The sequence below is a fragment of the Oceanicaulis sp. genome, from assembly GCA_040112665.1.
Classification (GTDB): domain Bacteria; phylum Pseudomonadota; class Alphaproteobacteria; order Caulobacterales; family Maricaulaceae; genus Oceanicaulis.
Map to the genome: position 1 here is coordinate 319,211 of CP157796.1, position 24,997 is coordinate 344,207.

Sequence of the window (24,997 nt, forward strand, 5' to 3'; positions counted from 1 at the left end):
CGGGAGGAAACCCTCCCGCGCCGCGTCCGGCCGTTAGTCGGCGAAGGCGAAGTCGAACCGCTTCTCCACGTTCGTGGTCTCGGCGGCGGCGGCGTAGCGCCAGTTTTCAAGGGCGCGCATCACGGCGCGTTCGAACACGCCGGCGGGCGTGGCCTCGACGACTTCGACGTCGGAGACCGTGCCTTCAGGCGACACGTTGTAACGGACGACCACATGGCCCTCGATCTCGCGGCGCTGGGCGGCGCGCGGAAACTCGGGCGCTTCGGACTGCACCACTTCACGCTCTTCCTGAGCGAGCGACGGCGCGGCGGCGAAGCCGGTCAGCATGGCGGCGGCGGCGAAAACCCCGGCGAACTTCTTCATAGTCACACCCTACCTGTTCAAGACGGACCGGCCCTCTCCGCCGGCCCTGTTCACGACCCAAAACCCACGGCGTACGGAGCGTTGGCCGCCCTCGCCTCCGTGGTGATTTCGGTTATGACGCAGGAGTGCTTGCCGTTCGCTTAACGGCGGTGAACGAGATCAATGAGGGAACACAAATATCTAAAATAATTGATGAATTTTTTAATTCCTGGCAGGCTTCGCGTCGGCGCAAGGACCAGTCTCCGCCTCCACCGTGGCGTGTCCGATCGACCAGCGGTCTCTCAACCGGGCCTTGAGACCGGCCACCGCCTCGCCTGCGTCCGCGCCGGGATCGAGGCGGGCGTGCAGGGTCGCCATGGGCCGTTCGGGCGTGATGCACCAGACATGCAGGTGATGGATGTCGGCGACCGAGGCGACGTGCAGGACGAGATCCGCCCGCATGGCTTCGGGGTCGAGGCCTTCGGGAGCGGCTTCGAGCAGGACCCGGCCTGAATCGATCATCAGCCGCACCGCAGACACCGCGAGCAGCGCCGCGATGAGCAGCGAGAGCAGCGGGTCGATCGGGTACCAGCCGGTCAGAAGGATCACGCCGGCTGCGATCAGCGCTGCGACCGAGCCCAGAAGATCGCCCATCACATGGGCCAAGGCGCCGCGTATGTTGAGGTTTTCCCGGTCCGCCCCGTGCAGAACGGCGAACGCGGCGATGTTCACAAAAAGCCCCAGCGCGGCGACCACCGCCATGCCCAGTCCTGCGACCGGTTCGGGGTCGAGGAGCCGGCCGATCGCCTCGGCGACGATCCAGATCACCAGCACTGCAAGGGTGATCGCGTTGGCGAAGGCGGCGAGCACCTGAAGCCGGTCGAAGCCGAAGGAGCGCTTGGGATCGGCCGGCCGGCGCGACAGGCGGAAGGCGAGCCAGGCCAGCGTCAGCGCGCCGAAATCGGTGAGCATGTGGGCCGCATCGGCCAGAAGCGCGAGCGATCCGGTGAGGATCCCGCCCACCAGCTCGGCGAACATGAAGGCGCCGGTCAGCCCCGCCGCGATCAGCGCCCGGCGCTCGTTGGAGGCGTCCACTCCGTGGTGGTGATGATGGTGACCGCCCCCGCCCTGGCCGCGGCCATGATGGTGATGACCGGCGTGATCGTGGGGAGAGCCGGATTCGCCCGGGTGATCGTGGGGATGGTCTTGCGCCATGGCGGAGGATTAACGCGCCGCGCGCCCCGCTGTCACCCTGATCCGGCCGCCCCGGCCCGGTTTCGCGATCCCCGGCGACCGATGCTATCCTCCCCCTCACAATTGAATTGCAGGGGACACGCCATGAAAACGATCATCACCGTCGCGAGCGCCGCCGCTCTGGCCGCCGCCGCCTCTTCCGGCGCCACCGCCGGTCAGGCGCGCATCGAGACCGACGAGGATCTGGCGGTCTGCGCCGGCATCTATCTGGCTTTGCATTGGGTCGAACCGCTGGTGGACCGCACGGCTGAAGAGGTGGGCGACCCCGTCACCGTGTATGTGGACGACGAGTACACGATCCGCCGGGCGATGGAGCGCGACTTCCGGCGCGGAGAGGCGACCGGGATGATCGACGCCTGGAACGCGATACTGAATCGCTACAAGGATCGGGGTTGCAACCGCGACTATTACGTCAGCGACAAGCGCGCCATGTGCGAGGCGCTGCGGCTGTTCAACAGCTCGGACAAGCGCTTGATGAACTGCCCGGACTGAGCGCGGACCTCGCCCTCACCCCGATCCCGCCTTCCAGATCACCACCACCGCCCAGTGCAGGGCGACGGCCGTCCATAGACTGCCCGAGCGGTGCACGAGCACCGTGCAGACCAGCCCGAGAAGGCCGGCGAGCGCCAGGAAGCCGGGCTCGGCGAAGACCGGCTGGGCGGCGGGCAGGGACAGGGCGATCTGGATCGGGTGCCAGGCGACGAACAGCGCGAGGCTGGCTGCGCTGGCAGCCAGCGCCGCCGCCCCGTCCGGCCGATCCGGCTGAAGCACGCCCCGGAACACCAGCTCCTCGCCCAGCGCCGGGACGATCACGGCGATGAGCGCGAGCGCGGCGAACGCAGCCGGGTCGGCGGTCAGGCCGGGCAGCGCGGGGTCGAACGCCGCCGCGCCGCCGATCGCCGGGACGGCCCACGCGGCGACCGCCAGAACCGCCAGCCCGATTGCGGCTTCGGCCCAGTCCCGGAGGGAGGGCGCGGTCCGCACCCGGCGTGCTGCGGCTGCGAGCGCTCTTGACGCGGTGCGGCAGGAAGGTCTCATCTGGCGCCCGATCTGCCGGGACCCCATGTCCCGGCGCAAGACGATAACTCGCGCCGCCGCGCCGCGCAGCCGGCGACGGGGCCGAGGCTATAACAGGAGACGGCTAATGGCTTCCGAAGATCCGATCGTCATCGTCGGCATGGCGCGCACCCCGATGGGCGGCCTGCTGGGCGAGCTTTCCGCCCTGTCGGCGAACGAGCTGGGCGCCGAAGCGGTGAAGGCCGCGCTCGCCGAAGCCGGCGTCGCCGGCGAGGACGTGGACACGATCTACATGGGCAACGTGCTGGGCGCAGGGCAAGGCCAGGCCCCCGCGCGCCAGGCCGCGATCAAGGCGGGCATGCCCAAGTCGGTCGAGGCGACCACGCTGAACAAGATGTGCGGCTCGGGCATGCAGGCGGCGATCATGGGCCGCTCGGCGATCCTGTCGGGCGAATCCGGCATCGTGGTGGCCGGCGGCATGGAATCGATGACCAACGCCCCGCACCTTCTTCCCAACCACCGCACCGGCTTCAAGTACGGCCATGACGCGGTGAAGGACCACATGGCCCAGGACGGGCTCGAGGACGCCTACGAGAAAAAGGCGATGGGCGTGTACGCCGACATGATCGCGCGGGAGAACCAGTTCACCCGCGAGGACCAGGACGCCTACGCCATCGAGACGCTGAACCGCGCCACGAAAGCCACCGAATCCGGCGCCTTCAAGCGCGAGATCACCCCGATCACGATTAAGGGCCGCAAGGGCGAGACCACCGTCGACACCGACGAGCTGCCCCGCCGCGCCAAGCCCGAGAAGATCCCCTCCCTGCGTCCGGCCTTCAGCCCCGACGGCACGGTGACGGCGGCGAACGCGTCGGCGATCTCCGACGGTGCGGCGGCTCTGGTGCTGATGCGCCTTTCCGAAGCCGAGCGCCGGGGCCTCAAGCCGCTGGCGAAGATCACCGCCACCGCCGCGCACGCCCATGAGCCCGCCTACTTCACCACCGCGCCGGTCCCGGCCATGCGCAAGGTGATGGAGAAAGCCGGCTGGCAGACCAAGGACGTCGATCTGTTCGAGATCAACGAAGCCTTCGCCGTGGTCCCGATGATCGCGATGAAGGAGCTGGGCCTGAGCCACGACGTCATCAACATCCATGGCGGCGCCTGTGCGCTGGGCCACCCGATCGGCGCCTCGGGCGCGCGCATCATGGTGAGCCTCATCTCGGCGATGGAGCAGAACGACGTCAAAAAAGGCGTCGCCTCGCTCTGCATCGGCGGCGGCGAAGCCACGGCGGTCGCGATCGAGCGCTTCTAGGGCTCGCTCACACCGACGCGAAAAAGAACCCCGCCGGAGCGATCCGGCGGGGTTTTTTGGTTTGGGTGGGTCCGGAGCCTGCCGACTTTGGTGCTTGGTCGTACGCCGTCAAGCGATCCTCAGCCCGCCACGCCCAGCGAACCCGACAGGGCGGCGAGCCCGTCGTTCACATGTTCGGCCACAGTGATGAGGCCGAAGCCGAGAGCCTCAAAGATTCCAAACAACACGCCGATGGCGAGAAAGCCGAGTGCGAGCGCCAGCGCTGCGCCGATCATCCACTGAAAAGACAAGCCGAGCGCGGCGACGTTACGCCGCCATCCGGTGAACTTTGCGAAGTCGGCGGGCAGGTAATTCGTCACCAGAAAGGCATGCACGCCCGGCACGCCGCGAAGCACCGACAGCGCCCCGAGAGTCAGATTGACGAGGGACGGAATAAACGTCGTGAAAACCGTGACATAAATCCACCAAAGAGACGGGGCGCCCGGGTCCTCGCGCAAAAGCGCAACCACCTGCGGCACGTCGAGCACGGGCGTGAAACCGCCCGCCGCCGCGGCGATGTTTAGAACCTGGACGTAGGCTAGCGTGGCGATGACGAGCAAGAAAAGTACGACCACCGCCACGAGGACATCGATTACGCCCGTGAGCAAAGGCCACCAGCCGCCGCGCGCAAGACCGTTCTTCAGCAAAAGGCGCGTGAACCCGAGTGAGACCCAGTCGAATACTGCATTCACCAGGGGTAGCGCCCAGACCATGAGCATTAGACCCCATGCCGGCTCAATGTCGAACGTCACCATGCGAGGGGATAGTGCAATCAGGATCGGAGCGGAGGCGAGCAAGAGTGGAAAGTACAGCCACCAGTCCAAACCTGGTCGCAATTTATTCAAATATTTGGCAACAACTGATAATATTGCTCCAACGAATATTCCAAATAACATTATTATTATGTATACCGCTAGCCCCATCACGCTTGCCTCTACAATCACAAATGCATAAATTACTACAGCTATTAGAATAATAATACCTCCATTCCATAATAAAGCAACTATCGCAATGGATGCAAGTGCAAATACTGCTGTAAATGATCCGAACACCGTGAAAGCAAGGCTTATCATTCCTACGGTTGCGCCAAAAAACACAGTAAAACGGGCCACAATCCAGAAGACTGTCTGGTGACTGCGCTTCGGCTTGCAAAGCCAAACCGCAGCGGCCAAATATGCGCCAACGGATACTGCGTGCAGGGCGCGAAGTCCGCTGTCCGTGTCGTTAGGGAATCCAAGAGCTGCTGCGACTGGGTCCGGCTGGCCGGAAATCCACCAGCCGACCAGCATCGCCAGTAACGGGTATATCAGCGCCAGAAGGACGCACCGGTCCATCGCTCCCCAGGTCCAAGTCGGGCTCGGTTTGGCGTCTGGGTTGTCATGGAAAAACCGATCGACGCTGCGCAACGCGCTGCGCAGGCGCACCTCATAGGTTTGGCCCTGAATACCGCCCGCCCCGACCCGCTCGCGCAACGCCTGATACTGGCGCACCTCCTCGTCATAGCTTGCTGCGCCAGCCTGTAGCTGACCGGCATCCGGCAAGCGTGCACGATTTACGGCGAAGCTCGCGACCCAGAACACAAGAAGGGCGATCAGGAAGCCGGCCGGGTACTTGCCCAGAACGTCGGCGAACAGGTCGTACAACGATAGAATGTCGACCCACATCGCCCCCCCCGATACCAGCCGTTTACAACCTGCCGCATTGGCTACGCCCATACAAGCATACAACAGGGCGGACGAAGCACCGCCTCGCCGGGCACTCGCATTTTAGGGCGTCGCCTCGCTCTGCATCGGCGGCGGCGAAGCCACGGCGGTCGCGATCGAGCGGTTCTAGGGCTCGCTTACACTGACGCAAAAAAGAACCCCGCCGGAGCGATCCGGCGGGGTTTTTCGCGTTCGGCCCGAGCCGGGCGCCTACCAGTACCAGCGGCCGTCGTCCTCGAGACGCGCATTCAGCACGTCGGGGTCGGGATCGCAGACCCATTCCCAGCGGTCAGTCCAGTTATAGACATCCAGAGACCGGGTCATTTCCTGGCCGGGGCGCAGTTCAAACCGGGTCCGCGAACCGTCCTCCACGTACAGATGCACGGTGCAATACTCGGAGGTCTGATTCCTCATCTGATAGCTGGCCACGCCATTGCGGATCTGGGTGCACACGCGGATATCGTCACGTTCACCGGAGCAATCGCGCTGGTCGGGATACTCAATCTGGTAGCCGGCGCTCATCGCCATCGCGTCGTTCAAGGCTCTTAGCGACCCGTCGTTACACGCCGTCACGCCGAAACCGATCGCGGCTACACCCAAAACTTTGAGAATATTCATAATTCACCCCCCCCTTGCTTCGATCTCGGGGGTAACAAATTCCAGGCGATACCGTCAAAATTCTGGGGTTCGGCCGCTCCCTACTCCCCGCCCGCCTCAAAACTGAAATCGTCCAGCGAGGCGATGGCGGCGTTCAGGGCGTCGCCCCAGCCGCGGGAGAGATAGGTGAAATAGGGGTCGTCGGGCTCGAAGCGTTTTTCGTGACCGGCGTCGAAGCTGTCAGTCCGGTAGGTCTGAAGATCGAGCGGCATGCCGACCGACAGATTGGCCTTCAGCGTGGAGTCGAAGGACAAAAGCAGCAGTTTGACCGCCTCCTCGAAGGTCATGTCCCGGCGATAGCCCCTGAGGAGGATCGGGCGGCCGTACTTGGTCTCGCCGATCTGGAAGAACGGGTTCTCCTCGCTGGCTTCGATGAAATTACCTTCGGGATAGACCAGGAACAGGCGCGGCTCGGCGCCTTCGATCTGCCCGCCCACGATCACGGTCGCGCTGAAGACCGCGGCGGCGGCGCTTTCCGGGCCCTCGGCGGTCTGGTTTTTCACCACTTCGCGCAGGGTGGCGCCGACGATCTTGGCGACCTGGAACATGGTGGGCGCGTGGCGGATGGACTGGTCGCGCTTGCCGGCCTCGGCCATGCGCTCGCCCAGAAGGCTGACCACGGCCTGGGTGGTGGCCAGATTGCCCGCGGTCATGATCGTGATCACCCGCTCGCCCGGCTCGCGCCAGGTGAACATCTTGCGGAAGGTGAAGATGTTGTCGACGCCTGCATTGGTGCGGGTGTCGGACATGAAGACCAGGCCGGAATCAAGGCGCAGGCCGACGCAATAGGTCATGAGCGAATCCGTATAGCGCCGAAGACGGCCACCAAGCGTTACGCCCGAACCGCCGTTGCGGCAACGGGCGATATCGGGCGGCTCAGGAACGGCGCAAAGGCGGCCGGGTTTCAACAAAAGCTGAAAGATTTGACGCGCCGCAGCATGACGCGAACACCGTTCGCGCGCTTGCAAAACACCGCGCGCGGGTCTAGGTCGCGGCGCGCAAACGCCTCGCTGGGCCTCAGAAAACGTACGGACAAATCATGGCTGACGCTTCCCCGCGCTTCCACGTGCCCGCCCCGCCTTTCCGGCCCGGCGACGAGCCCGACTTCCAGTTCCTGAAGCTGCCCAAGGCCGGCGAGGCGAAACGCCCCGACCCCGGCGTGGCGGCCGCGGAGACCCGCGAGCTGGCGCTCGGCCTGGTCGGCGTGCTCGACCACAACCATCAGGCCGTGGGCGAGTGGGACCCGAAACTGAGCGCGGAAATTCTGCGCGAAGGCCTGGGGCACATGGTGCTGACCCGGATCTATGACGACCGGATGCTGAAGCTCCAGCGCCAGGGCAAGATGAGCTTCTACATGAAGTCCACCGGCGAGGAGGCCGTCGCGGTCGCCGCCGCCATGGCGCTGGACAAAAAGGACATGGTGTTCCCCAGCTATCGCCAGCAGGGCATCCTGTTCGCGCGCGGGCGCAACATCGTGGACATGATGTGCCACTGCATCTCCAACAGCCGGGACAATCTCAAGGGCCGCCAGCTGCCGGTGCACTACACCTGGAAGGACGGCGCGTTCTTCACGATCTCGGGCAATCTGGGCACCCAGTTCCCCCAGGCCGTCGGCTATGCGATGGCCTGCGCCTACAAGGGCGACGGGCAGGTCACCGCGAGCTGGATCGGCGACGGCACCACCGCGGAAGGCGATTTCCACGGCGCGCTCACCCTGGCCTCGACCTATCGCGCGCCGGTGATCCTGAACGTGGTCAACAATCAGTGGGCCATCTCGACCTATCAGGGCATCGCGCTGGGCGACGCGCCGACCTTCGCTTCCAAGGGGCTGGGCTACGGCGTGGCGAGCATCCGGGTGGACGGCAACGACTTCCTGGCGGTCTATGCGGCGACGAAATGGGCGCACGAGCGGGCGGCCGCGGGCGAGGGCGCGACCTTGCTGGAGCTGTTCACCTATCGCGGCGACGCGCATTCGACCTCCGACGATCCCAGCAAGTACCGGCCCAAGACCGAGTACGGCGTCTGGCCGCTGGGCGATCCGATCGAACGGCTGAAACAGCACCTGATCGGCCAGGGCGAATGGGACGAGAAGCGCCACGCCAAGCTCGAGGAGGAGATGACCAAGCTCGTCGTCAAATCCTACAAGGAAGCCGAGAGCTACGGCACGCTGCATGACGGCCCGCTGTCGCCGACCGAATCCATCTTCGAGGACGTGTACGCCGAGCAGGACTGGCGGCTGAAGCGCCAGCGCCGGGATCTGGGGGTCTGACGGTGAACGCTTCGCACCCTCTTTCCCAGCGCGCCGGCCGCCCCTCCCTCCCCCTCGGGGGAGGGTCGGGGTGGGGGGCTGCGCCAGCTTTCCGCACGAGCGCGCCCTTCGATCTCCACCCCACCCCGGCCCTCCCCTCGAGGGGAGGGAGGGCTGAGCTGCAATCCTGTGCAGGACGGAACTGACGCCATGGCCGTGAAGAACATGATCCAGGCGCTGAACGACGCCATGGACGTCCTTCTGACGAACGATCCCGACGTGGTGATCTTCGGCGAGGACGCGGGCTATTTCGGCGGGGTGTTCAAGACCACCGACACGCTGCAGGGCAAACACGGCGCGGACCGGGTCTTCGACACTCCGATCAACGAAGCCGCGATCGCCGCGATGGCGGTCGGCATGGCGGCGCGGGGCCTCAAGCCCATCGCGGAGATCCAGTTCGCCGACTACATCTTCCCCGCGATCGACCAGATCGTCTCGGAGATGAGCCGCATCCGCTATCGCTCGGCGGGCCAGTTCACCTCCGGCTGCGTGGTGCGCACCCCCTGGGGCGGCGGCATCCGGGGCGGGCAGACCCACTCGATGAGCCCCGAGGCCTTCTTCACCCACGTGCCCGGCGTGAAGGTGGTGGTCCCCTCCACCCCGTATGACGCCAAGGGCTTGCTGATCGCCTCGCTTGAAAGCGGCGATCCGGTGATCTTCTTCGAGCCCAAGCGGATCTATAACGGCCCGTATGACGGCGTGCCCGACAAGCCGCTCCTGAGCTGGGCCAAGCATCCCAAGGGCGAGGTGCCCGACGGGCACTACACCGTGAAGCTGGGCGAGGCGGACGTCGTGCGCGAGGGCGAGGCCTGCACGGTCGTCACCTACGGCACGCTGGTCCACGTCGCCGAAGCGGCCTGCGAAGCCAGCGGCATCGACGCTGAGATCATCGATCTCAGGACGCTCGTGCCCTACGACATCGAGACCATCGCCAGGTCGGTGAACAAGACCGGCCGGGTCGTCGTCGCCCATGAAGCGCCGCGCACGTCCGGTTTCGGCGCGGAGCTGGCCGCCCAGATCCAGGAAGAGTGCTTCTACGCGCTCGAAGCGCCGGTCTACCGCCTGACCGGCTGGGACACGCCCTACCCGCACGCCCATGAATGGGCCTACTTCCCCACCCGTGATCGCATGGTCCGCGCCATGAAGACCGTGACGGAGGCCGTCTGAGCCATGAGCGAATACAAGTACAAGCTCCCTGACGTGGGCGAAGGCGTGGTCGAGGCCGAGATCGTCGAATGGCACGTCAAGGAAGGCGACACGGTCAAAGAAGACCAGCACATCCTCGATGTGATGACCGACAAGGCGACGGTGGAGATCCCCTGCGCGGTCAACGGCGTGGTCAAGAAGATCGTCGGCGAGCCCGGCGAGGTGATCGCAGTGGGCACCGAGATCCTGTTCATCGAGGTCGAGGGATCGGTTCCCGACGACGTCGAGGAGACCAAGCCGGTCGAAACCGAAGACACCGCGGTCGCTGAAGAGCCGGCGAAGGACGAAGCGCCGGTGTCCTCCCCCGCGAGCGGGGGAGGTGCTTCCGAAGGAAGCGGAGGGGGCGGCGCGGCCGCTGAAAAGCCCTCCAAGGCCGAAGAGAAGAAACCGGCGGCGCCCGCCCCCTCCGCTGGCTCCGCGAGCACCTCCGCCGCGAGCGGGGGAGGACAAAGACCCGCCGGCGAGCGCCCGCTGGCGAGCCCGGCCGTGCGCAAGCGCGCGCTTGAGAAAGACATCGACCTTTCCGCCGTGCCGGGCACCGGCCCGGCCGGGCGGATCACGCACGAGGATCTCGACGACTTCATCGCCGCGGGCGGCCGGCTGGTCTCCAAAGCCGGCGGATCAGGCGGGGCCTCGCGTCAGGCGCGCACCGGCGTGTCAGAGCAGAAAGTGGTCGGGCTGCGCCGCAAGATCGCTGAGAACATGGCGCTGTCCAAGCGCACCATTCCGCACATCACCTATGTCGACGAGATCGACCTGACCGCGCTCGAAGACCTGCGCGCGCACATGAACGCCACGAAGGACGCCGATCAGCCCAAGCTGACCATCATCCCCTTCCTGGTGCTCGCGCTGACCAAGGCACTGCCGCACTTCCCGCAGGCCAACGCGCATTACGACACCGACGAGGGCGTGCTGACCCAGTATGAGGGCGTTCATTGCGGCATCGCCGCGGCGACGCCCAAGGGCCTGATGGTGCCGGTGATCCGTCACGCCGAAAGCCTCGACGTCTGGCAGATCGCCGCCGAAGTGAAGCGCCTCGCCGACGCCGCCCGAGACGGCAAGGCGAGCCGGGAGGAGCTGTCGGGCTCCACCATCACCATCACCTCGCTGGGCGCGATCGGCGGGATCGTCACCACCCCGGTGATCAACCATCCCGAGACCGCGATCATCGGCGTGAACAAGATGCAGACCCTGCCGCGCTACGACGAGGCCGGGCGCGTGGTGCCGCGCAAGATCATGAACCTGTCCTCCAGCTTCGATCACCGGATCGTGGACGGCTACGAAGCCGCCCAGCTGGTGCAGAAGATGAAGGCGCTGCTGGAAAACCCGGCGACGCTGTTCATGTAGGGCGGGCGCGGCTGAGGCCTTCCCGGGCTCGACTTCAGCGCCCCGCCCCCCTCTCAGAGGGGGGAAGCAAGACGAGAGGTGGCGGTCGATCCAGTCGCGGGCTGGGTCGCTGGCGCCCTGCCCCGGAACGCCCCTCCCCCGTGCTCCGTTTCGTATTCAGCGAAACAGAAACGGAGCCTTCCCATGCGTTCCTTCGTGATTTTCCTGATCGGTACGATCATCGCCGTGGCCGGCGTCAGCTTCGCCATGGTTCAGCTGGGCGTGCCGCAGATGTGGATCGGCGTGACCGTCGCGGTGATCATCGGCATCGCCATCGCCTCGGGCGCGGGCCTTGCGCGCAAGGACAAGAATTCCGACAGCGGCCAGGTGAACGTCAACGCCGGCGGCGGCGAGCAGCAGCGCTCCTCGTAAGGCGTACGGCCATCCCAGCGCGAGGCTTCCCCTCGCGCGCTCCAGCGTCTACACCGCGCGCCGTAACGGTGCGCCTTTCAGACGCTGGAGTTTTTCATGGCCAAGTCCCGCAAATGTCAGGTTCTCGTCGTCGGTGGCGGTCCGGGCGGCTACCCGGCCGCGATCCGCGCCGGACAGCTGGGCCTGGACACGGTGATCGTGGACAAGCACGGGCTGGGCGGCGCCTGCCTCAATCGCGGCTGCATCCCGTCGAAGGCCTTCATCCACGCCGCCTCGCGCTATGAGGAGATGGTCCACACCGCCGACACCGGCGAGATGGGCATTTCGCTGAACGCCGCGCCTAAGCTGGACATGGCGGGCCTCACCGCCTGGAAGGACGGCATCGTCGGCAAGCTCACCAAGGGCGTGGGTCAGCTTCTGAAAGCGGCCAAGGTCGAGGCGATCGCCGGCTGGGCGGAGTTCTCCAACGCCAAGACCTGCACGGTGACCACCGAGGACGGCGAGACGATCGAGATCACCGCCGAAAACGTGATCCTCGCCACCGGCGCGAAAGAAGTCGAGCTGCCCTTCATGCCGTTCAGTGAAACGGTGATCGGCTCGACTGGCGCCCTCGAACTCACCGAAAAGCCGGAAAACCTCGTCGTCGTCGGCGGGGGGTATATCGGCCTCGAACTCGGGATCGCCTTCCGCAAGATGGGCTCCAGTGTCGCCGTGGTCGAAGCCATGGACCGGATCCTGCCCAGCTACGACAAGGAGCTGATCCGCCCGGTCGAGATGTGGCTGAAGAAGAACAAGGTCGCCCTGCATCTCAAATCCAAAGCCAAGGGCGTGGTCGAAGAGGGCGGGCAGACCTTCCTCGAATACACCGACGAAAAAGGCGAGAACCAGCGGCTGAAGGCCGACAAAGTGCTGGTCGCGGTCGGCCGCAAGCCGGTCACCGAAGGCTGGGGCCTTGAAAAGATGGGCCTCGAGATGGACGGCGCGTTCGTGAAGGTCAACGAACGCTGCGAGACCGGCATGCGCGGGGTCTACGCCATCGGCGACCTCGTCGGCGAGCCGCTGCTGGCGCACAAGGCCACCCATCAGGGCGAGACCGTCGCCGAGCTGATCGCCGGAAAGCGCCGCGTCTTCGACCCCGTCGCCATCGCCGCGGTCTGCTTCACCGAGCCCGAACTCGTCGGCGTCGGCATGAACCCGGACGACGCGAAGAAGGCCGGGATCGAGACGATCGTGGGCAAGTTCCCGCTCGCCGCCTCGGGCCGGGCGCTGACCATGGACGGCGGCAAGGACGCAGGCTTCGTGCGCGTCACCGCGCGGAAGGACGATCACGTGATCCTCGGCATCCACGCGGTGGGCCTGCACGTCTCCGAGCTGTCAGGCGAATTCGCCCTGGCCGTGGAGATGGGCGCCCGGCTTGAAGACATCTCCGGCACCATCCACGTGCACCCCACCCTGACCGAAGCCTTCGCGGAAGGCGCCCTCGCCGCGCTCGGCCACCCGATCCATATCTCGGCGTAGGCTCTAAATCCCTGAATTCCCGGCCGAACCCCCGGACCTGATCCGGGGGAAGCGCCGGGACCTCAGGCAGGATCAAGCGCTCTCCCCCTCGTCATCCCCGCGAAAGCGGGGACCCAGAGCTCATCAGGTGCCGGCGCCCACGGCCCCCGGGTCCCCCTGGCGCGGGAATGACGAAGGCGGAAGTTCACCCCGTCGCGGCGATCCAGCCCCCGCCCAGCACGCGGTCGTGGTCCGGCGCGTCGTAGAACACGCAGGCCTGGCCCGGCGCGACGCCTTCTTCGCCCGCATCCAGCAGCACGAAGACGCCGTCCTCGCCGACGTCCAGCGCGGCGGGGCTCGGCGGGCGGGTGGAGCGGACCTTCACGCCGATCTTCGCGCCGTCGGCGTCAGTGAGATCGCCCTCCCCGATCCAGTTCACATCCGCCAGCCTGATGCGGCGCACGGCCAGCGCCTCGCGCGGGCCGACGACGACGCGCGCGTTTTCCGCATCGAGCCTGATCACGTAGAGCGGCTCTCCGGTGGCGACGCCCAGGCCCCGGCGCTGGCCGACCGTGTAGCGAATCACGCCGTCATGGGTCCCAAGCACCCGGCCGTCGAGATGGACGATCTCGCCGGGACGGCTGGCGCCGGGGCGCACTTTCTCGACCACGCTGGCGTAATCGCCGTCGGGCACGAAGCAGATGTCCTGGCTGTCGGGCTTGGCGGCCACCACGAGGCCCATCGCCGCGGCGAGCTCGCGGGTCTGGTCCTTCTCAAGATGGCCCAGCGGAAAGCGCAGATAATCCAGCTGCTCGGCTGTGGTGGCGAACAGGAAGTAGGACTGGTCTTTCCCGGCGTCCGCCGCCCGGCGAAGCTCGGCCCGGTTGCCGTTCACGGCGCGGCGGATGTAGTGGCCGGTCACCAGAGCGTCCGCGCCCAGCTGCCTGGACGTGGCCAGTAGGTCGGCGAACTTCACAGACTGGTTGCACCGCACGCAGGGGATGGGGGTGGAGCCCGCAAGGTACGTGTCGGCGAAATCCTCGATCACCGCTTCGCGAAACCGGGTCTCGTAATCGAGCACGTAATGGGGAAAGCCCATCGCCTCGGCCACGCGGCGGGCGTCATGGATGTCCTGGCCGGCGCAGCACGCGCCCTTGCGATGGATCGCCTCGCCGTGATCGTAGAGCTGCAGCGTCATGCCGACGACGGAATACCCCGCCCGGTGCAGCACTGCGGCCACGACCGAGCTGTCCACGCCGCCGGACATGGCCGCGACGACGCGATGGTCTTCGGGCCGGCCGCCGAGCTCGAGAAAATCACCCGTGAGGCCGTACTCGGCCATCAGCGCGTCCACGCGGGCCGCGTCGAACGCCTCCACCCCCGGCGGGGCGGGCGCCCGCGCCGGCGTGTTCGAGATCAAACTCGCCATCTTTTCCTCTCCCCCGCCGGTTCAAGGCCGGCGGCGAACGAAACCGAGCGCCGGCATATAAGCCAAAGCGGGCGGAAATGCGAGGGGCGGGAGCTATCGCACTCTGGAGCCAAGAAGCTGCTTTTTGCTTCAAAATTCTCCCTTGAGGCGTATTTTGCTTCCATGGCGATTAAATTTCCTCCGAAGCCGGGGTTGCTGCTCCTATGTGATTATTCGCTTGGTGGGTTCCGCCCTCCTGAAATGGTCAAGCGAAGGCCCGCAATTGTGCTGTCCCCTCGGCTGCGCCATCGAGAAAACCTTGTCGCAGTTGTGCCGCTGTCAGAGAGCCCGCCCGCACGTGACCTAAACTATGTGGTTGGCATCGAACTGCACTTCGACCTGCCAAGCTTCCCAGGCAAGCTGAAGTGGGCCAAATGCGACATGGTAGCGACGGTGGGGTTTTTCCGCCTCGACCTGTTCAGAACGGCGCGCATGCCCAGCGGAAAAAGGAAGTATCTGCAGCCGATCTTACCGGCGAAAGATCTGGAGAGAGTCAAAAGTGGCGTGCGCAGCGCTCTGGGGCTCAAGGATTAAGTTGTAACCGAAGCCGATTTTCGCTATATAACGAACCGCTAGCTCCCGGCTCCGGCCGGTGAGCCTCAAGACCTCGAAAGAGGCGGGCCCCGCCGTGGCGAAACCAAGCCAGGCGGGGCTTCTTCGTTAAGCCCCTACCTCAAAAACGGCAGCAGGCTGACCTGGCTGAGGCTGGCGAAGGTGCGCGCGGAGACTTCCACGGCGGTCTGGGCCTGGGTGAGGCGGCTGGCGGCTTCGGCCATGTCGGCGTCCTCGAGGCCGGCGATCATTTCCTGCAGATAGTCCGCGCGGTCCTTGTGGGACTGGATGGTCGCCTCGATCCGGGCCTGTTTGGAGCCGTTCTCGCCCATGGCGTCGTTGATCGTTTCGAAGGCGGCGATGACGTTGGTGATCTCGCTGCGCACATAGGTCTGCTGGGCGTCGGTCATCGGCCCGTCGAAGGGCCCGTCCGGGCCGTCGTGGAAATCGGCCAGCCGCTCGAACACCGCCATCAGCCCGCCGACCACCTCTTCGGCGGTGCGGTTCACGTCGATCGAGGTGTCCTCGTCGATGCGCGCGGTCTGCCGGCGGCCGGGATCCTCGAACACCGCGGAGACGTCGGGGACGGCGGCCTGAAGATCGGCGAGCGTGTTCGCGTTGAGCGGGGCGGCGTCCGTGCGCACGCCGGAGAACACGAAGGAGCCCGAGAACTTCGTGCTGAGCGCGCCGACCACGCGGTCGAAGCTCTCGCGCACCTTGCTCATCAGCTGGGTGCCGTCCGCGGTGGTGAGCGCGGTCCGAAGCTCGGTCGCCGCGTCGGAAAGCTCGCGATAGGCGAGATCCTGCACTTCCAGCCGGTTGGCGAGGCGCTCGTTGGCGGCGGTGAAGGTGTCGGTGCGGACCTTGGCAGCCCGCGCGGTCATGATCGTCTCCGCGGCGTTGGCGTAGCCCTTGAGGTCGGGCGCCTTCTTGCCGGTGGAGAGCTGTTCGCGCGCGTCATAGGCCTCGCGCTGGGCCTTCATCAGGTCAACGAGCGCGGACTGGGCGGCGGCCTGGGTGGAGATACGCATCGTGTCGCCTTCCCTTACATGTTCAGCAGGGTGTCGGTCATTTCCTTGGCGGCCTGGAGAAGGCGCGCCGAGGCGTTATAGGCCTGCTGGTAAAGCGTCATCCGGGCGAGCTCTTCATCAAGGCTCACCCCTTCCACGTCGCCGCGCTTCTGGTCGGCGGCGGCCTTCACCGAGGCTGCGGCCTGCTCGGCGCGCATGGCCCGGGCCGCGCGCGAGCCGACATCTCCGGCCAGCCGCGCGGCGAATTCGCCCAGCGTCGCCTGACCGCCCGCGAGCCCGCCTGCGGCCTGGAAGGCGCGCTTGGTGTCGAGCGCGCTGAACAAAGCCTGCCCGCCGCGATTATCGCCCTCGGCGAGGACGAGATCGCCGGGGACCGCGCCTGCGATCTCGAGCTGTGCGAAGGCGAGGCGGCCGGAATCGGCGCGGATTTCGGTGTTCACCTCGAAGCTCTCGGCCCGATTCATCCGCGCCGCGTCGCCGACGCCGAAGAGCTGGGTGAAGCTGAGCCCGGTCGTGCCGCGCTGGGTGGAGTCGGTGGTCACCGAAACGTCGAAGCGCTCGTAACCGGCGGCGGGGGTGAAATTGAGCTGGCCGTTCGCGCCCAGCGAAAACGCGCCGTAGCGGCCGAGCCCCGAGACCGGGTTGTTCAGCGCGGCGATCTGATCGGCGAGCGTGGCGCCGGTGACCGGCACGAGAATCTCGGCGGCGCGCTGCCCGTCGGGCGTCTCCACCTTGAAGCCCAGCTCACCGCCGGGATTGAGCCCGTGCGGGCTGGCCGCGGAAAGCCCGGTCTGGAAAAAGCCCGGCCGGGCGCTGTCGACGATGTCGTTGAGCCCGAAGAAATGCGAGAAGCCCCGCCCGCCGATCGAAGAGGGCGTGTTCGCGTCCTGCGCGCTCGCCACGCCCTGGGCCGGGTCGGCCGCGGTGATCGTAAGCCGGCCGTTCGTGAAGCTCGCCGCGGCCGTCCCGCCGAACGCGGCGTTCAGGCTGGTGACGAGATCGGCGATGGTCGGCGCGGCCGCCCCGTTCACGGTGAAGCCCGCCCCGGTCACGCCGACGTCGACGCTTTGAACGAGCGTGCCGTCCGCAGCGACGATCGCAAGCTGGGCGAGGCCCGAACCGGTGACGGTGTCCGCGCCCAGAAGACCGGTGTTCCGCCCTTCCAGAGTGTTCGGCGCGGGGTAGGACGCGCTGGCGTTATGCGCGGCGTTGAGCGCGTCCGCCGCGCCGGCGGCGAACTCGGCCAGCCCGTCGGCGACGGCGGCGAGTTCGGTATCGCGCAGATCGATGAAGCCGCGGATCTCGCCGGACCGGATGGCGGGGGTGAGATCGACCTCCGCGCCGGAGGCGGACACCGTCGCGGTGATCTGGCCGTAATCGACGCCGTACGCCCCGGTGCCGGCGGGGACGTAGGTCAGCTCCAGTCTTGAATTGTCGAGAAGCCCCACCCCGTTCTCGGTGCGGATGAACATCCGCCCGTCGGCCTGGATCTCGGCTTTCACGTCCATAAGCGTGGACAGCTCGTTTAAGAGCTCGGCCTGCCGGTTCGCCGCGCCCGAGGTGTCGGTGCCGCTGGCCGCGAGGCCCTGCACCTGCCCGTTCAGCGACTGAAGCTCGGCGAGGATTTCATTGGCGCGGGAGACCGCTTCGCCGACGCGCTTGTCGGCCTCGTCGCGCAGGGCGCGCACTTCGGCGGACAGGCGCGCAGCCTCGTCGAAGAAGCTCTGAAGATCGCTGGCGGCGCTGAGGCGCGACACCCGCTCGGCGCTGTCTGCGGCGGCTGCGCCCAGGCTTGCGAAAGCCTGGTTGAGGCGGCCGAACAGCGAGCCCTCGTCGTCGGGCGCGCCGAACTGGGCCTGAAGCCGGTCCAGCGCCGCAGACACCGCCGAGGCGGCCGAGGCGTCGGAAGCGGCGCGCATCGAGGCGGCCTGCAGATACCGGTCGGTGACGCGGGTGACGCCGGTGATCTCCACGCCCATGCCGATGCCCGCGGCGTTGCGGGCGGTCTGGTTAACCTCGGTGCGCGCATAGCCGGGCGTGTTGACGTTGGCGACGTTGTTGGACGCGGTGCGAAGGCCGATCTGGGCGGCCTGAAGTCCCGAGAGCGCGTTGCCGATGACGCCGTTCAGAGCCATGAGACCGCCTCCTTATATCCGCGCGCGAGGGCGATATTTGCCCGCCGAGCGGCAGATTCTGCCTTGACGAGCGGTGACGGCGCCAGCGCCCTGCACTCAGCGCAGAGCGTGTAAGCTACTGATCTTACTTCGCTTCTCATGGCGTTCCGCCTTTCCGGAGCTTCCGGCCGCTTTCGCGTTCGCAGAGATACGGCGCAAGGGACGGGCCAGATCGAAAGGAGAGAAAAAACCGGGCCTTGGCGGGGCAGACTCTGCCGCCAGGCCCGGCAGAGTCTGCCCGCCGAAAGGCTGGAAACACCTCTTAACGAGAGTTTACATGCTGTTTTTATTAGTGTTTCAGGTTTCGGCGCGCTGGCACGGGGCTTGAAAGACTGCTGTCGTACCGGCCCGCCAAAACGGCGCGCCATCACGAAGACGCGGCAAAAAGCGCGCACCCCATCGCCAGGTCACGCTCGCGCCATGCCGCAGGTCCAGCCTCTGTTTCCGGCTGCTCAGCCCACGCCCGACGCCCGTCCGGCCGTCCGCGACACTGGTGCGCCGGAAAGCGGGGGTGCGCCCGAGAGCGGGTTCGCCGCGTTCGTCGCCGGCGCGCAGGCTGACGCCGGCCGGGCCGCGCGCGGCGGCGATGCGCGCGCCGCAATCGTCAGCGACAAGGCCGCAGACGGCGCAGCCCCGGTCGCCCAGGCCGGCGAACGCGCCGCGCCGAGCCTTGAGGCGCGCAGCCGCGCTGTGCGCGAGGCGACGGGCGGCGGGTCTGCTGAAACAGCCGAAGCGCTGAAATCTGGTAGGACGCCCGGCGCGGCTGCGTCACCCGATCATGCCGGCCCGGCCGCCGCAGGCGCCGAGACCGCGCAGGGTCGGCCGAGCGCGGCCGCACCGACGGCGGCGCCAGCCCCTGACGTCGAGACGAACCCCCGCGGCGCCCGTTCCGGACCGCCCGCCACCGATGCGGCGCAGGTGGAGCGCAGCCGTAACGCGCCCGCAGCGCCGCAGAGCCCCCAGTCCCAAGCGCCCGCGATCCCCGCATCTCACGCTCCGGCGCCGGGCGCGGTGAAGGTGGAGACGGACACTGAGGCCGCCGCCGCGCCGAAACCGGCTGAGAGCGATAAGCCGGCCGACGAGGCGAAGGCCGCTCCGGCCGGCGTGCGTGCGGAAAAAGCCGCTGCGCCCGCTGACGCGCCGGACGCCGCCCCCGCCAGGCCCGCCGCTGCTTCCGGGTCCCAGGCCGCACAGCCCGCCTCAGAGCCCGCACCGCAAGCCGCCCCGCAGGCGGGTGACGCGCAGCCCGCAGACGCGCCTGACGCCGCGCCGCCCGCCCAGGGCCGCACCGATGCGCCGAAGGCCGACGCGGCGAAAGCTGATGCAGTCCCGGCCGCGAAAAACGGCGAGGCCGCGGGCCTGTCGGGCCTGAAGCCGGAGACCGGCGATCGGCGGGTGCGCGACGACGCGCCGCGCGCCGACCGGACCGGCGCGGAGATGCGCGAGGGCCGCCGCGCCGATGCCGCCGCGAAGTCTGACGCCGCGCCGCGCACAGACGCTGCGAACACTCCGCCGCACCCGCAATCTCAATCGCAGGCCCAGCCCGCGCCGCAAGGTACGCCGCAGGCAACCCCGCCCGCCTTCGCCGCCGCGCTCACGCGCGCACCGGTCTTCACTGGCACGGCGGCTGATCCGGCCCTGACCGAAGGCGCGACCGACACCGCCGGCGGCGAGCTCGATCCCGCGCTCGAACCCGGCGCAATGCGCGGCGAGGCCCGCAGCGAAGCCGCCCGCCTGCCCGGCCAGGCCGGACAGGCTGCGCGCTTCACGCTGCAGACGGTGCAGCACCTCGCCGCCAGGGTCGCCCAGACCGCGGCGAACGGCGGGCGCACGGTGGACATCCGGCTCGATCCGCCCGAGCTGGGCCGGGTCGAGGTGCGCCTTGAAATGGGCTCTGACAATTCGGTGCGCGCGCTCCTGAGCGCGGAACGCGCCGACACGCTGGCCGAACTTCAGCGCACGGCGCGCGACCTTGAAAAGGCGCTCGCCGACGCCGGGCTCGACCTTGCCGAAAACGGGCTGGAATTCACCCTGTCCCAGCAGAACGGCGATGAGAGCGAGCGCGGCTCCGGCCGCTTTATCCCGGTCTTCGCCGAGAGCGAGGTCATGGCGCCCGAACCTGCGTCCGGCGCGATCAGAACTCCGCCCAGTCTTTACGGCTTCGCGCTCAGCGCAGCCGCCCGCCTCGATCTGAGAGCCTGACATGAACGAACTCAATCCGCTCGGCCTTGCTCTGCCCCAGACCGGCGCGCTGGCCGCCCAGGCCGGCGAGACCGCGACTGCGGTGGGAAATCTCGCGGACAATTTCGACACCTTCCTGACCCTGCTGACCGAACAGCTGCAGAATCAGGATCCGCTCGATCCGATGGACTCCCAGCAGTTCGTCCAGCAGCTGGTGCAGTTCTCCTCGGTCGAGCAGCTGATCAGCTCGAACCAGTCGCTCGAGACGATCCTGGCGCTTCAGAGCGCGAACGCGCGCATGGGCGCGACCGATTTCCTGGGCCGTGACGTGACGGTGTCGTCAAACCTCGCCGAGCTGAACGGCGGGCAGGCGCGCTGGACCTACGGCCTGCCGCGTCAGGCTGACAGCGTCGAGGTGATGATCTCCGATGAGGCCGGCCGCGTGATCGGCGGCTTCCCGGTCCAGGCGACGAGCCAGGGCCCGCACGACTTCGTCTGGGACGGCAAGGACCCGGCGGGCAACACCCTGCCCGACGGGGTCTACCGGATCGACGTCATCGCCAAGGACGCCGAAGGCCAGCGCATGGACGTGCCCGTGCGCGTCACCGGCCGGGCGACGGGCGTGGACATGAGCGGCGACGAAGTCGTCGTGGAGATCGGCGGGCTGCGCGTGCCCGCCGGACGCGTGGTCGCGGTGCGCGATCTCGGCGTGTGAGTGACCTGAAGGGCCGCGAAGACGGCCCGGCGGGGGGCGAAAACCGGTCCCCGCGATCAAAATCGATCCGCCCCAGAACGGCCCCCGGATCACATCAAGGACATTGGGAGCGGTACCCATGAGCATCAACTCGGCCCTGGCCGCCGGCGCGTCCGGTCTTCTGGCCAATTCTTCCGCCCTGGCGGCGATTTCCGACAACATCGCGAACGTGAACACGGTCGGCTACAAGCGCGTCGATACGGTCTTCACGCCGAATTACAAGATCGGCGGCGGCGGGGAAGCGCGCTACGCGTCGTCCGGCGTCAGCTCGAACTCCCGGCTGGACGTGAACTCCGCAGGTCTTCTCAATCCGGGCTCGGGCCCGACGGATATGGCGATCGACGGCTCGGGCTTCTTCGTGGTCCGTCCCAGCCCGAACAACGCCAGCGGGGCAGACGCGGTGCTGTTCACCCGCTCGGGCGGGTTCCAGACCGACGATGCAGGCTTTCTGAGGAACGACGCGGGTCAGTACCTGTTCGCCTGGCCGGTGCAGGCCGACGGCACGGTGAACCAGAACCCGTCCAACCTCGATCAGCTCGAGGCGGTGAACCTGTCCAACATCGGCGGCACGGCCGACGCGACCAGCTCGGTGCGCATCAACGCGAACCTGCAGGCCAGCCAGGCCGTTTCTCCGGCCGCGGCGACGTACGACGCGACGGTGGCGGCGAACAACATGGCTTCGGGCGCGGTGACGCCGGACTTCCAGCGCACCATCCAGATCTACGACACCCAGGGCGGCGTGCGTTCGGTCACCCTGTCGCTGCTGAAGTCGACCACGGCGAACCAGTGGCACGCCGAGCTGCATGTCGAACCGGCCAGCGACGTGACCACCGGCGCGGGCCTCAACAACGGCCAGATCGCCACGGGCGTCATCGCCTTCGACACCAACGGCGAGATCAACCCCGCCGCGACGACCCTGCCCAGCTCGCTGACCTTCCTGGGGTCGGACAACGCTGCGGCCCTGGGCGCGAACGACGTGCAATGGGCGGCCGCCACCGGGGTTGGCGCGCAGACGATCAGCCTCGATCTCGGCGCGGCCGGCAGCCCGGGCGGCATCACCCAGTTCGACAGCCCCTCGGTTCTGAACTCCACCACCGTGGACGGCGCGATCTTCGGCGCCTTCGCCGGCGTGGAAGTCAGCCCTGACGGTTTCGTCTCGGCGCGGTTCACCAACGGCGTGGTCCGTCAGGTCTACCAGATCCCGATCGCCACGGTGTTCAATCCCAACGGCCTGGCTTCGGTCGGCGGGGCGAGCTTCCAGATCACCGACGATTCCGGCGCCTTCACCCTGAACGCGCCCGGCGTCGGGGCTTCGGGCACCATCGCGGCGTCGACCCTGGAGAACTCCAACGTCGACATCGCGACCGAATTCTCAGACCTCATCATCACCCAACGCGCCTATTCGGCGAGCTCGCGGATCATCACCACCGCGGACGAAATGCTCGCCGAGGCCATCCAGATGAAGCGCTAAGCCGCGCTTCGACACCCGCCGTCCCACCGGCAAACCTTCCCCCGGCGCAACCCGCGCCGGGGGTTTCTTTTTTCTAAAGGCTTGATTCAGGGAAGATTCACCCTGGGCTTTAGAGGTTCTGAAAGAGGCTGGGTGGTACAACCCGTCCTATCAAGGGCGCGCGTCAGACGCGCCGGTAAGGACGGATGGGTCGGATGGAACGTCGTATCAAGAAGGAAAACTATGTGATCGGACCGGACGGCAGCCCGCTGACCGTCGCCGATCTCCCCAGCCCCAGCACCCAGCGCTGGGTCATTCGCCGCAAGGCCGAAGTCGTCGCCGCGGTGCGCGGCGGACTGCTCAGCCTGGACGAGGCGTGTGATCGTTACCGGCTGACGGTGGAGGAATTCCTCTCCTGGCAGCGCGCGATCGACCGCCACGGCCTGGCCGGGCTCCGGACCACGCGGATCCAGCACTACCGCCAGTAAGGCGCACACGACTCCGTTTCAGCAAAGGCGCGCGTCCGGTTCCGGGCGCGCGCCTTCGTGCATTTTGAATCAAGCCGTTAAGGCCTCGTTTACGCGGGCGGTGGGAAAAACTTGCCTAGCCGCTCCACTCCCGGGGCGGCCGGTTCGTTTGACCCGGGGGCCGCCTTGAATCAGGTGCTCGAACAGCTCGCCCGCTTCGGTTGGGGCCGCCTGGCTGCGATCGTCGGCCTGACGCTCGGCGCGGGCGCGGCTCTGGCGATGTTCACCATGAGCATGAATTCCGGCGACGACGCGCTGCTGTTCTCCGGCCTTCAGCCCAACGACGCGGCCGCGGTCACCGAGCGTCTGGATCGCGCGGGCATCGCCTACGAGCTGCGCGAGGGCGGCTCGGCGGTCTATGTGGGCCGGGACTCCGTGGACGAGGCGCGCATGCGCGTGGCCTCGGGCGGCGCGCTGGGCTTCGGCTCGGTCGGCTACGAAATCTTCGACGAGACCGACGCGCTGGGGACCACCAGCTTCGTTCAGAACGTCAACGCCAAGCGCGCCCTGGAAGGCGAGCTGGCCCGTTCGATCAACACCATGGCCGCGGTTTCGAGCGCGCGCGTGCTTCTGGTCCTGCCCGAGCGCCGGCTGTTCTCCCGCGACCAGCAGGAGCCCTCGGCCTCGGTCGTGCTCACCGTGAACGGCGAATTGAACGGCGGTCAGGTCGAGACGATCCGCAATCTCGTGGCCACCGCGGTACCCGGCCTGACGCCGAACCGGATCACCATCGCGGATTCCACCGGCCGCATGCTGGCGAGCCCCACCGACGGCGACGCGCTGAGCGGCGTGGCGCTGGAGACCCGCCGCAGCGACGTGGAAGAAAGCCTGCGCCGCAAGATCCTCGACGTGGTCGAAGGCGTGGTCGGCCCCGGTGCGGCGCGCGTGGTCGTCACCGCCGAGCTCGACCGGGAAAGCTCGACGGAAACCTCGGTGGTGTTCGACCCCAATACCCAGGTCGAGGTCAGCCGCCGCTCCGAAGAGGAAAACAGCGAAGAACCGGTCAATGACGGCGCGGTGTCGGTGTCGGAGAACCAGCCCGACGCGGATGGAAACGCCGCCGGTGCGACCCGCCTGGCCCGCACCAGCCGGGAGATGACCGAGCGCAATTTCGAGAACTCCTCGACCCAGACCACCCGGGTGCGCGAGGCCGGCGCGGTGCGCCGCCTGGCGGTCTCGGTCGTGGTCGACGAACGCGCCGCGCCCGGCGCTGACGGCGCGATCGCGTTTGAAGCGCGCAGCGCCGCAGAGATGGACCAGATCCGCAATCTGGTCGCGGCTGCAGCGGGCTTCCCGCTCGATCCGGCGCTGCGCGACGAGACCCAGATACTTGAAGTGCAGCAGATGCGCTTCTCGCGGCCGGATCTGAACGCCGGCACGCCTGCGCCGGAAGGCTTCTCGCTGGCCTCGCTCGATTTCATGCGGATCGCCGAGATCGCGGTTCTGTTCATCACCGCGCTTCTGATCATCGTGCTGGTCGCCCGTCCGCTGGTGCGCGGCGCGATCGCCGGACCGCAGCCGGCGAACGAGGCCGCCCTCGCGGGGCCGTCCGACAAGCCGCGCATCGCCGCCAGGGCGCGCGAAGGGGACGGCGAGCAGATGATGCTGCCCGAGAGCGAGGACGATCTCGACGACGAACGCATCGACGTCGCCCAGATCGACGGTCAGGTGAAGAAGTCTTCAGTGCGCAAGGTCGCCGCCCTGGTCGACCAGCACCCCGACGAAACCATGAGCATCCTCAGAAGCTGGATGCACGAGAACGCATAA

At 67.3% G+C, this 24,997-nt stretch carries 22 protein-coding genes; 13 read left to right on the forward strand and 9 right to left on the reverse strand.

Annotated elements, in window-relative coordinates; translation table 11 throughout:
* Nucleotides 1–33: 33 nt before the first annotated feature.
* The gene (locus tag ABL308_01620) at nucleotides 34–363 is read right to left on the reverse strand and encodes an energy transducer TonB (GenBank protein ID XBQ16585.1); all 330 of its coding nucleotides are present in this window, start codon (nucleotides 361–363) and stop codon (nucleotides 34–36) included.
* A 201-nt stretch (nucleotides 364–564) separates the two neighbouring features.
* The gene (locus ABL308_01625; GenBank protein ID XBQ16586.1) at nucleotides 565–1,557 is read right to left on the reverse strand and encodes a cation diffusion facilitator family transporter; all 993 of its coding nucleotides are present in this window, start codon (nucleotides 1,555–1,557) and stop codon (nucleotides 565–567) included.
* 123 nt (nucleotides 1,558–1,680) lie between these two features.
* On the opposite strand from ABL308_01625, the gene ABL308_01630 reads away from it, so the two are divergent.
* A complete protein-coding gene (locus ABL308_01630; protein XBQ16587.1) occupies nucleotides 1,681–2,088 on the forward strand; it encodes a hypothetical protein in 408 nt (135 codons plus the stop codon).
* A gap of 15 nt (nucleotides 2,089–2,103) precedes the next feature.
* On the opposite strand, the gene ABL308_01635 is transcribed toward ABL308_01630, so the two are convergent.
* Complete coding sequence (locus tag ABL308_01635; GenBank protein ID XBQ16588.1) at nucleotides 2,104–2,634, reverse strand: CPBP family glutamic-type intramembrane protease; 531 nt, start codon at nucleotides 2,632–2,634, stop codon at nucleotides 2,104–2,106.
* 106 nt (nucleotides 2,635–2,740) lie between these two features.
* Between ABL308_01635 and ABL308_01640 the strand changes: the two genes are divergently transcribed.
* Nucleotides 2,741–3,925: a thiolase family protein gene (locus ABL308_01640; GenBank protein ID XBQ16589.1), complete on the forward strand. Its 1,185-nt coding sequence runs from the start codon at nucleotides 2,741–2,743 to the stop codon at nucleotides 3,923–3,925.
* Between the two features lie 119 nt (nucleotides 3,926–4,044).
* Here ABL308_01640 and ABL308_01645 read toward each other — a convergent pair whose 3' ends face one another.
* The 3 genes from ABL308_01645 to ABL308_01655 all read right to left on the reverse strand — a co-directional run bounded on the left by ABL308_01645 (nucleotide 4,045) and on the right by ABL308_01655 (nucleotide 7,118).
* Nucleotides 4,045–5,628: a hypothetical protein gene (locus ABL308_01645; protein ID XBQ16590.1), complete on the reverse strand. Its 1,584-nt coding sequence runs from the start codon at nucleotides 5,626–5,628 to the stop codon at nucleotides 4,045–4,047.
* Nucleotides 5,629–5,877: 249 nt separating this feature from the next.
* Nucleotides 5,878–6,285 carry a hypothetical protein gene (locus ABL308_01650; GenBank protein XBQ16591.1) on the reverse strand — a complete coding sequence of 136 codons (408 nt, stop codon included), beginning with the start codon at nucleotides 6,283–6,285 and terminating at the stop codon, nucleotides 5,878–5,880.
* A gap of 80 nt (nucleotides 6,286–6,365) precedes the next feature.
* Nucleotides 6,366–7,118, reverse strand: coding sequence for a proteasome-type protease (locus ABL308_01655; protein XBQ16592.1), 753 nt, complete (start codon nucleotides 7,116–7,118; stop codon nucleotides 6,366–6,368).
* A 245-nt stretch (nucleotides 7,119–7,363) separates the two neighbouring features.
* Here ABL308_01655 and ABL308_01660 point away from each other — a divergent pair, with 245 nt between their 5' ends.
* From ABL308_01660 to lpdA, 5 genes are all read left to right on the forward strand, one after another.
* Entirely contained in the window at nucleotides 7,364–8,593 is a 1,230-nt protein-coding gene (locus ABL308_01660) for a thiamine pyrophosphate-dependent enzyme (GenBank protein XBQ16593.1), read from the forward strand.
* A 189-nt stretch (nucleotides 8,594–8,782) separates the two neighbouring features.
* Nucleotides 8,783–9,799: an alpha-ketoacid dehydrogenase subunit beta gene (locus ABL308_01665; GenBank protein ID XBQ16594.1), complete on the forward strand. Its 1,017-nt coding sequence runs from the start codon at nucleotides 8,783–8,785 to the stop codon at nucleotides 9,797–9,799.
* Between the two features lie 3 nt (nucleotides 9,800–9,802).
* Nucleotides 9,803–11,185, forward strand: coding sequence for a dihydrolipoamide acetyltransferase family protein (locus ABL308_01670; protein ID XBQ16595.1), 1,383 nt, complete (start codon nucleotides 9,803–9,805; stop codon nucleotides 11,183–11,185).
* Nucleotides 11,186–11,368: 183 nt separating this feature from the next.
* Nucleotides 11,369–11,596 carry a hypothetical protein gene (locus ABL308_01675; GenBank protein XBQ16596.1) on the forward strand — a complete coding sequence of 76 codons (228 nt, stop codon included), beginning with the start codon at nucleotides 11,369–11,371 and terminating at the stop codon, nucleotides 11,594–11,596.
* A gap of 96 nt (nucleotides 11,597–11,692) precedes the next feature.
* Complete coding sequence (gene lpdA / locus ABL308_01680; GenBank protein XBQ16597.1) at nucleotides 11,693–13,114, forward strand: dihydrolipoyl dehydrogenase; 1,422 nt, start codon at nucleotides 11,693–11,695, stop codon at nucleotides 13,112–13,114.
* Between the two features lie 184 nt (nucleotides 13,115–13,298).
* Here the strand turns inward: lpdA and mnmA are convergent, their stop codons facing one another.
* Complete coding sequence (gene mnmA, locus ABL308_01685; protein ID XBQ17699.1) at nucleotides 13,299–14,435, reverse strand: tRNA 2-thiouridine(34) synthase MnmA; 1,137 nt, start codon at nucleotides 14,433–14,435, stop codon at nucleotides 13,299–13,301.
* A gap of 249 nt (nucleotides 14,436–14,684) precedes the next feature.
* On the opposite strand from mnmA, the gene ABL308_01690 reads away from it, so the two are divergent.
* Entirely contained in the window at nucleotides 14,685–15,095 is a 411-nt protein-coding gene (locus ABL308_01690) for a type II toxin-antitoxin system PemK/MazF family toxin (GenBank protein XBQ16598.1), read from the forward strand.
* Nucleotides 15,096–15,229: 134 nt separating this feature from the next.
* On the opposite strand, the gene ABL308_01695 is transcribed toward ABL308_01690, so the two are convergent.
* Together ABL308_01695 and flgK are read right to left on the reverse strand one after the other, a co-directional pair.
* Nucleotides 15,230–16,144 (reverse strand): flagellin, encoded by a 915-nt coding sequence (locus tag ABL308_01695; GenBank protein ID XBQ16599.1) that lies wholly within the window; start codon nucleotides 16,142–16,144, stop codon nucleotides 15,230–15,232.
* 14 nt (nucleotides 16,145–16,158) lie between these two features.
* Entirely contained in the window at nucleotides 16,159–18,279 is a 2,121-nt protein-coding gene (flgK, locus tag ABL308_01700; protein ID XBQ16600.1) for a flagellar hook-associated protein FlgK, read from the reverse strand.
* Between the two features lie 459 nt (nucleotides 18,280–18,738).
* Here flgK and ABL308_01705 point away from each other — a divergent pair, with 459 nt between their 5' ends.
* From ABL308_01705 to fliF, 5 genes are all read left to right on the forward strand, one after another.
* Entirely contained in the window at nucleotides 18,739–20,520 is a 1,782-nt protein-coding gene (locus tag ABL308_01705; protein ID XBQ16601.1) for a flagellar hook-length control protein FliK, read from the forward strand.
* Nucleotide 20,521: 1 nt separating this feature from the next.
* A complete protein-coding gene (locus ABL308_01710) occupies nucleotides 20,522–21,214 on the forward strand; it encodes a flagellar hook assembly protein FlgD (protein XBQ16602.1) in 693 nt (230 codons plus the stop codon).
* 118 nt (nucleotides 21,215–21,332) lie between these two features.
* Entirely contained in the window at nucleotides 21,333–22,724 is a 1,392-nt protein-coding gene (locus ABL308_01715; protein ID XBQ16603.1) for a flagellar hook-basal body complex protein, read from the forward strand.
* 194 nt (nucleotides 22,725–22,918) lie between these two features.
* Nucleotides 22,919–23,191 (forward strand): DUF1153 domain-containing protein, encoded by a 273-nt coding sequence (locus ABL308_01720; protein ID XBQ16604.1) that lies wholly within the window; start codon nucleotides 22,919–22,921, stop codon nucleotides 23,189–23,191.
* Between the two features lie 174 nt (nucleotides 23,192–23,365).
* Complete coding sequence (fliF, locus tag ABL308_01725) at nucleotides 23,366–24,997, forward strand: flagellar basal-body MS-ring/collar protein FliF (GenBank protein XBQ17700.1); 1,632 nt, start codon at nucleotides 23,366–23,368, stop codon at nucleotides 24,995–24,997.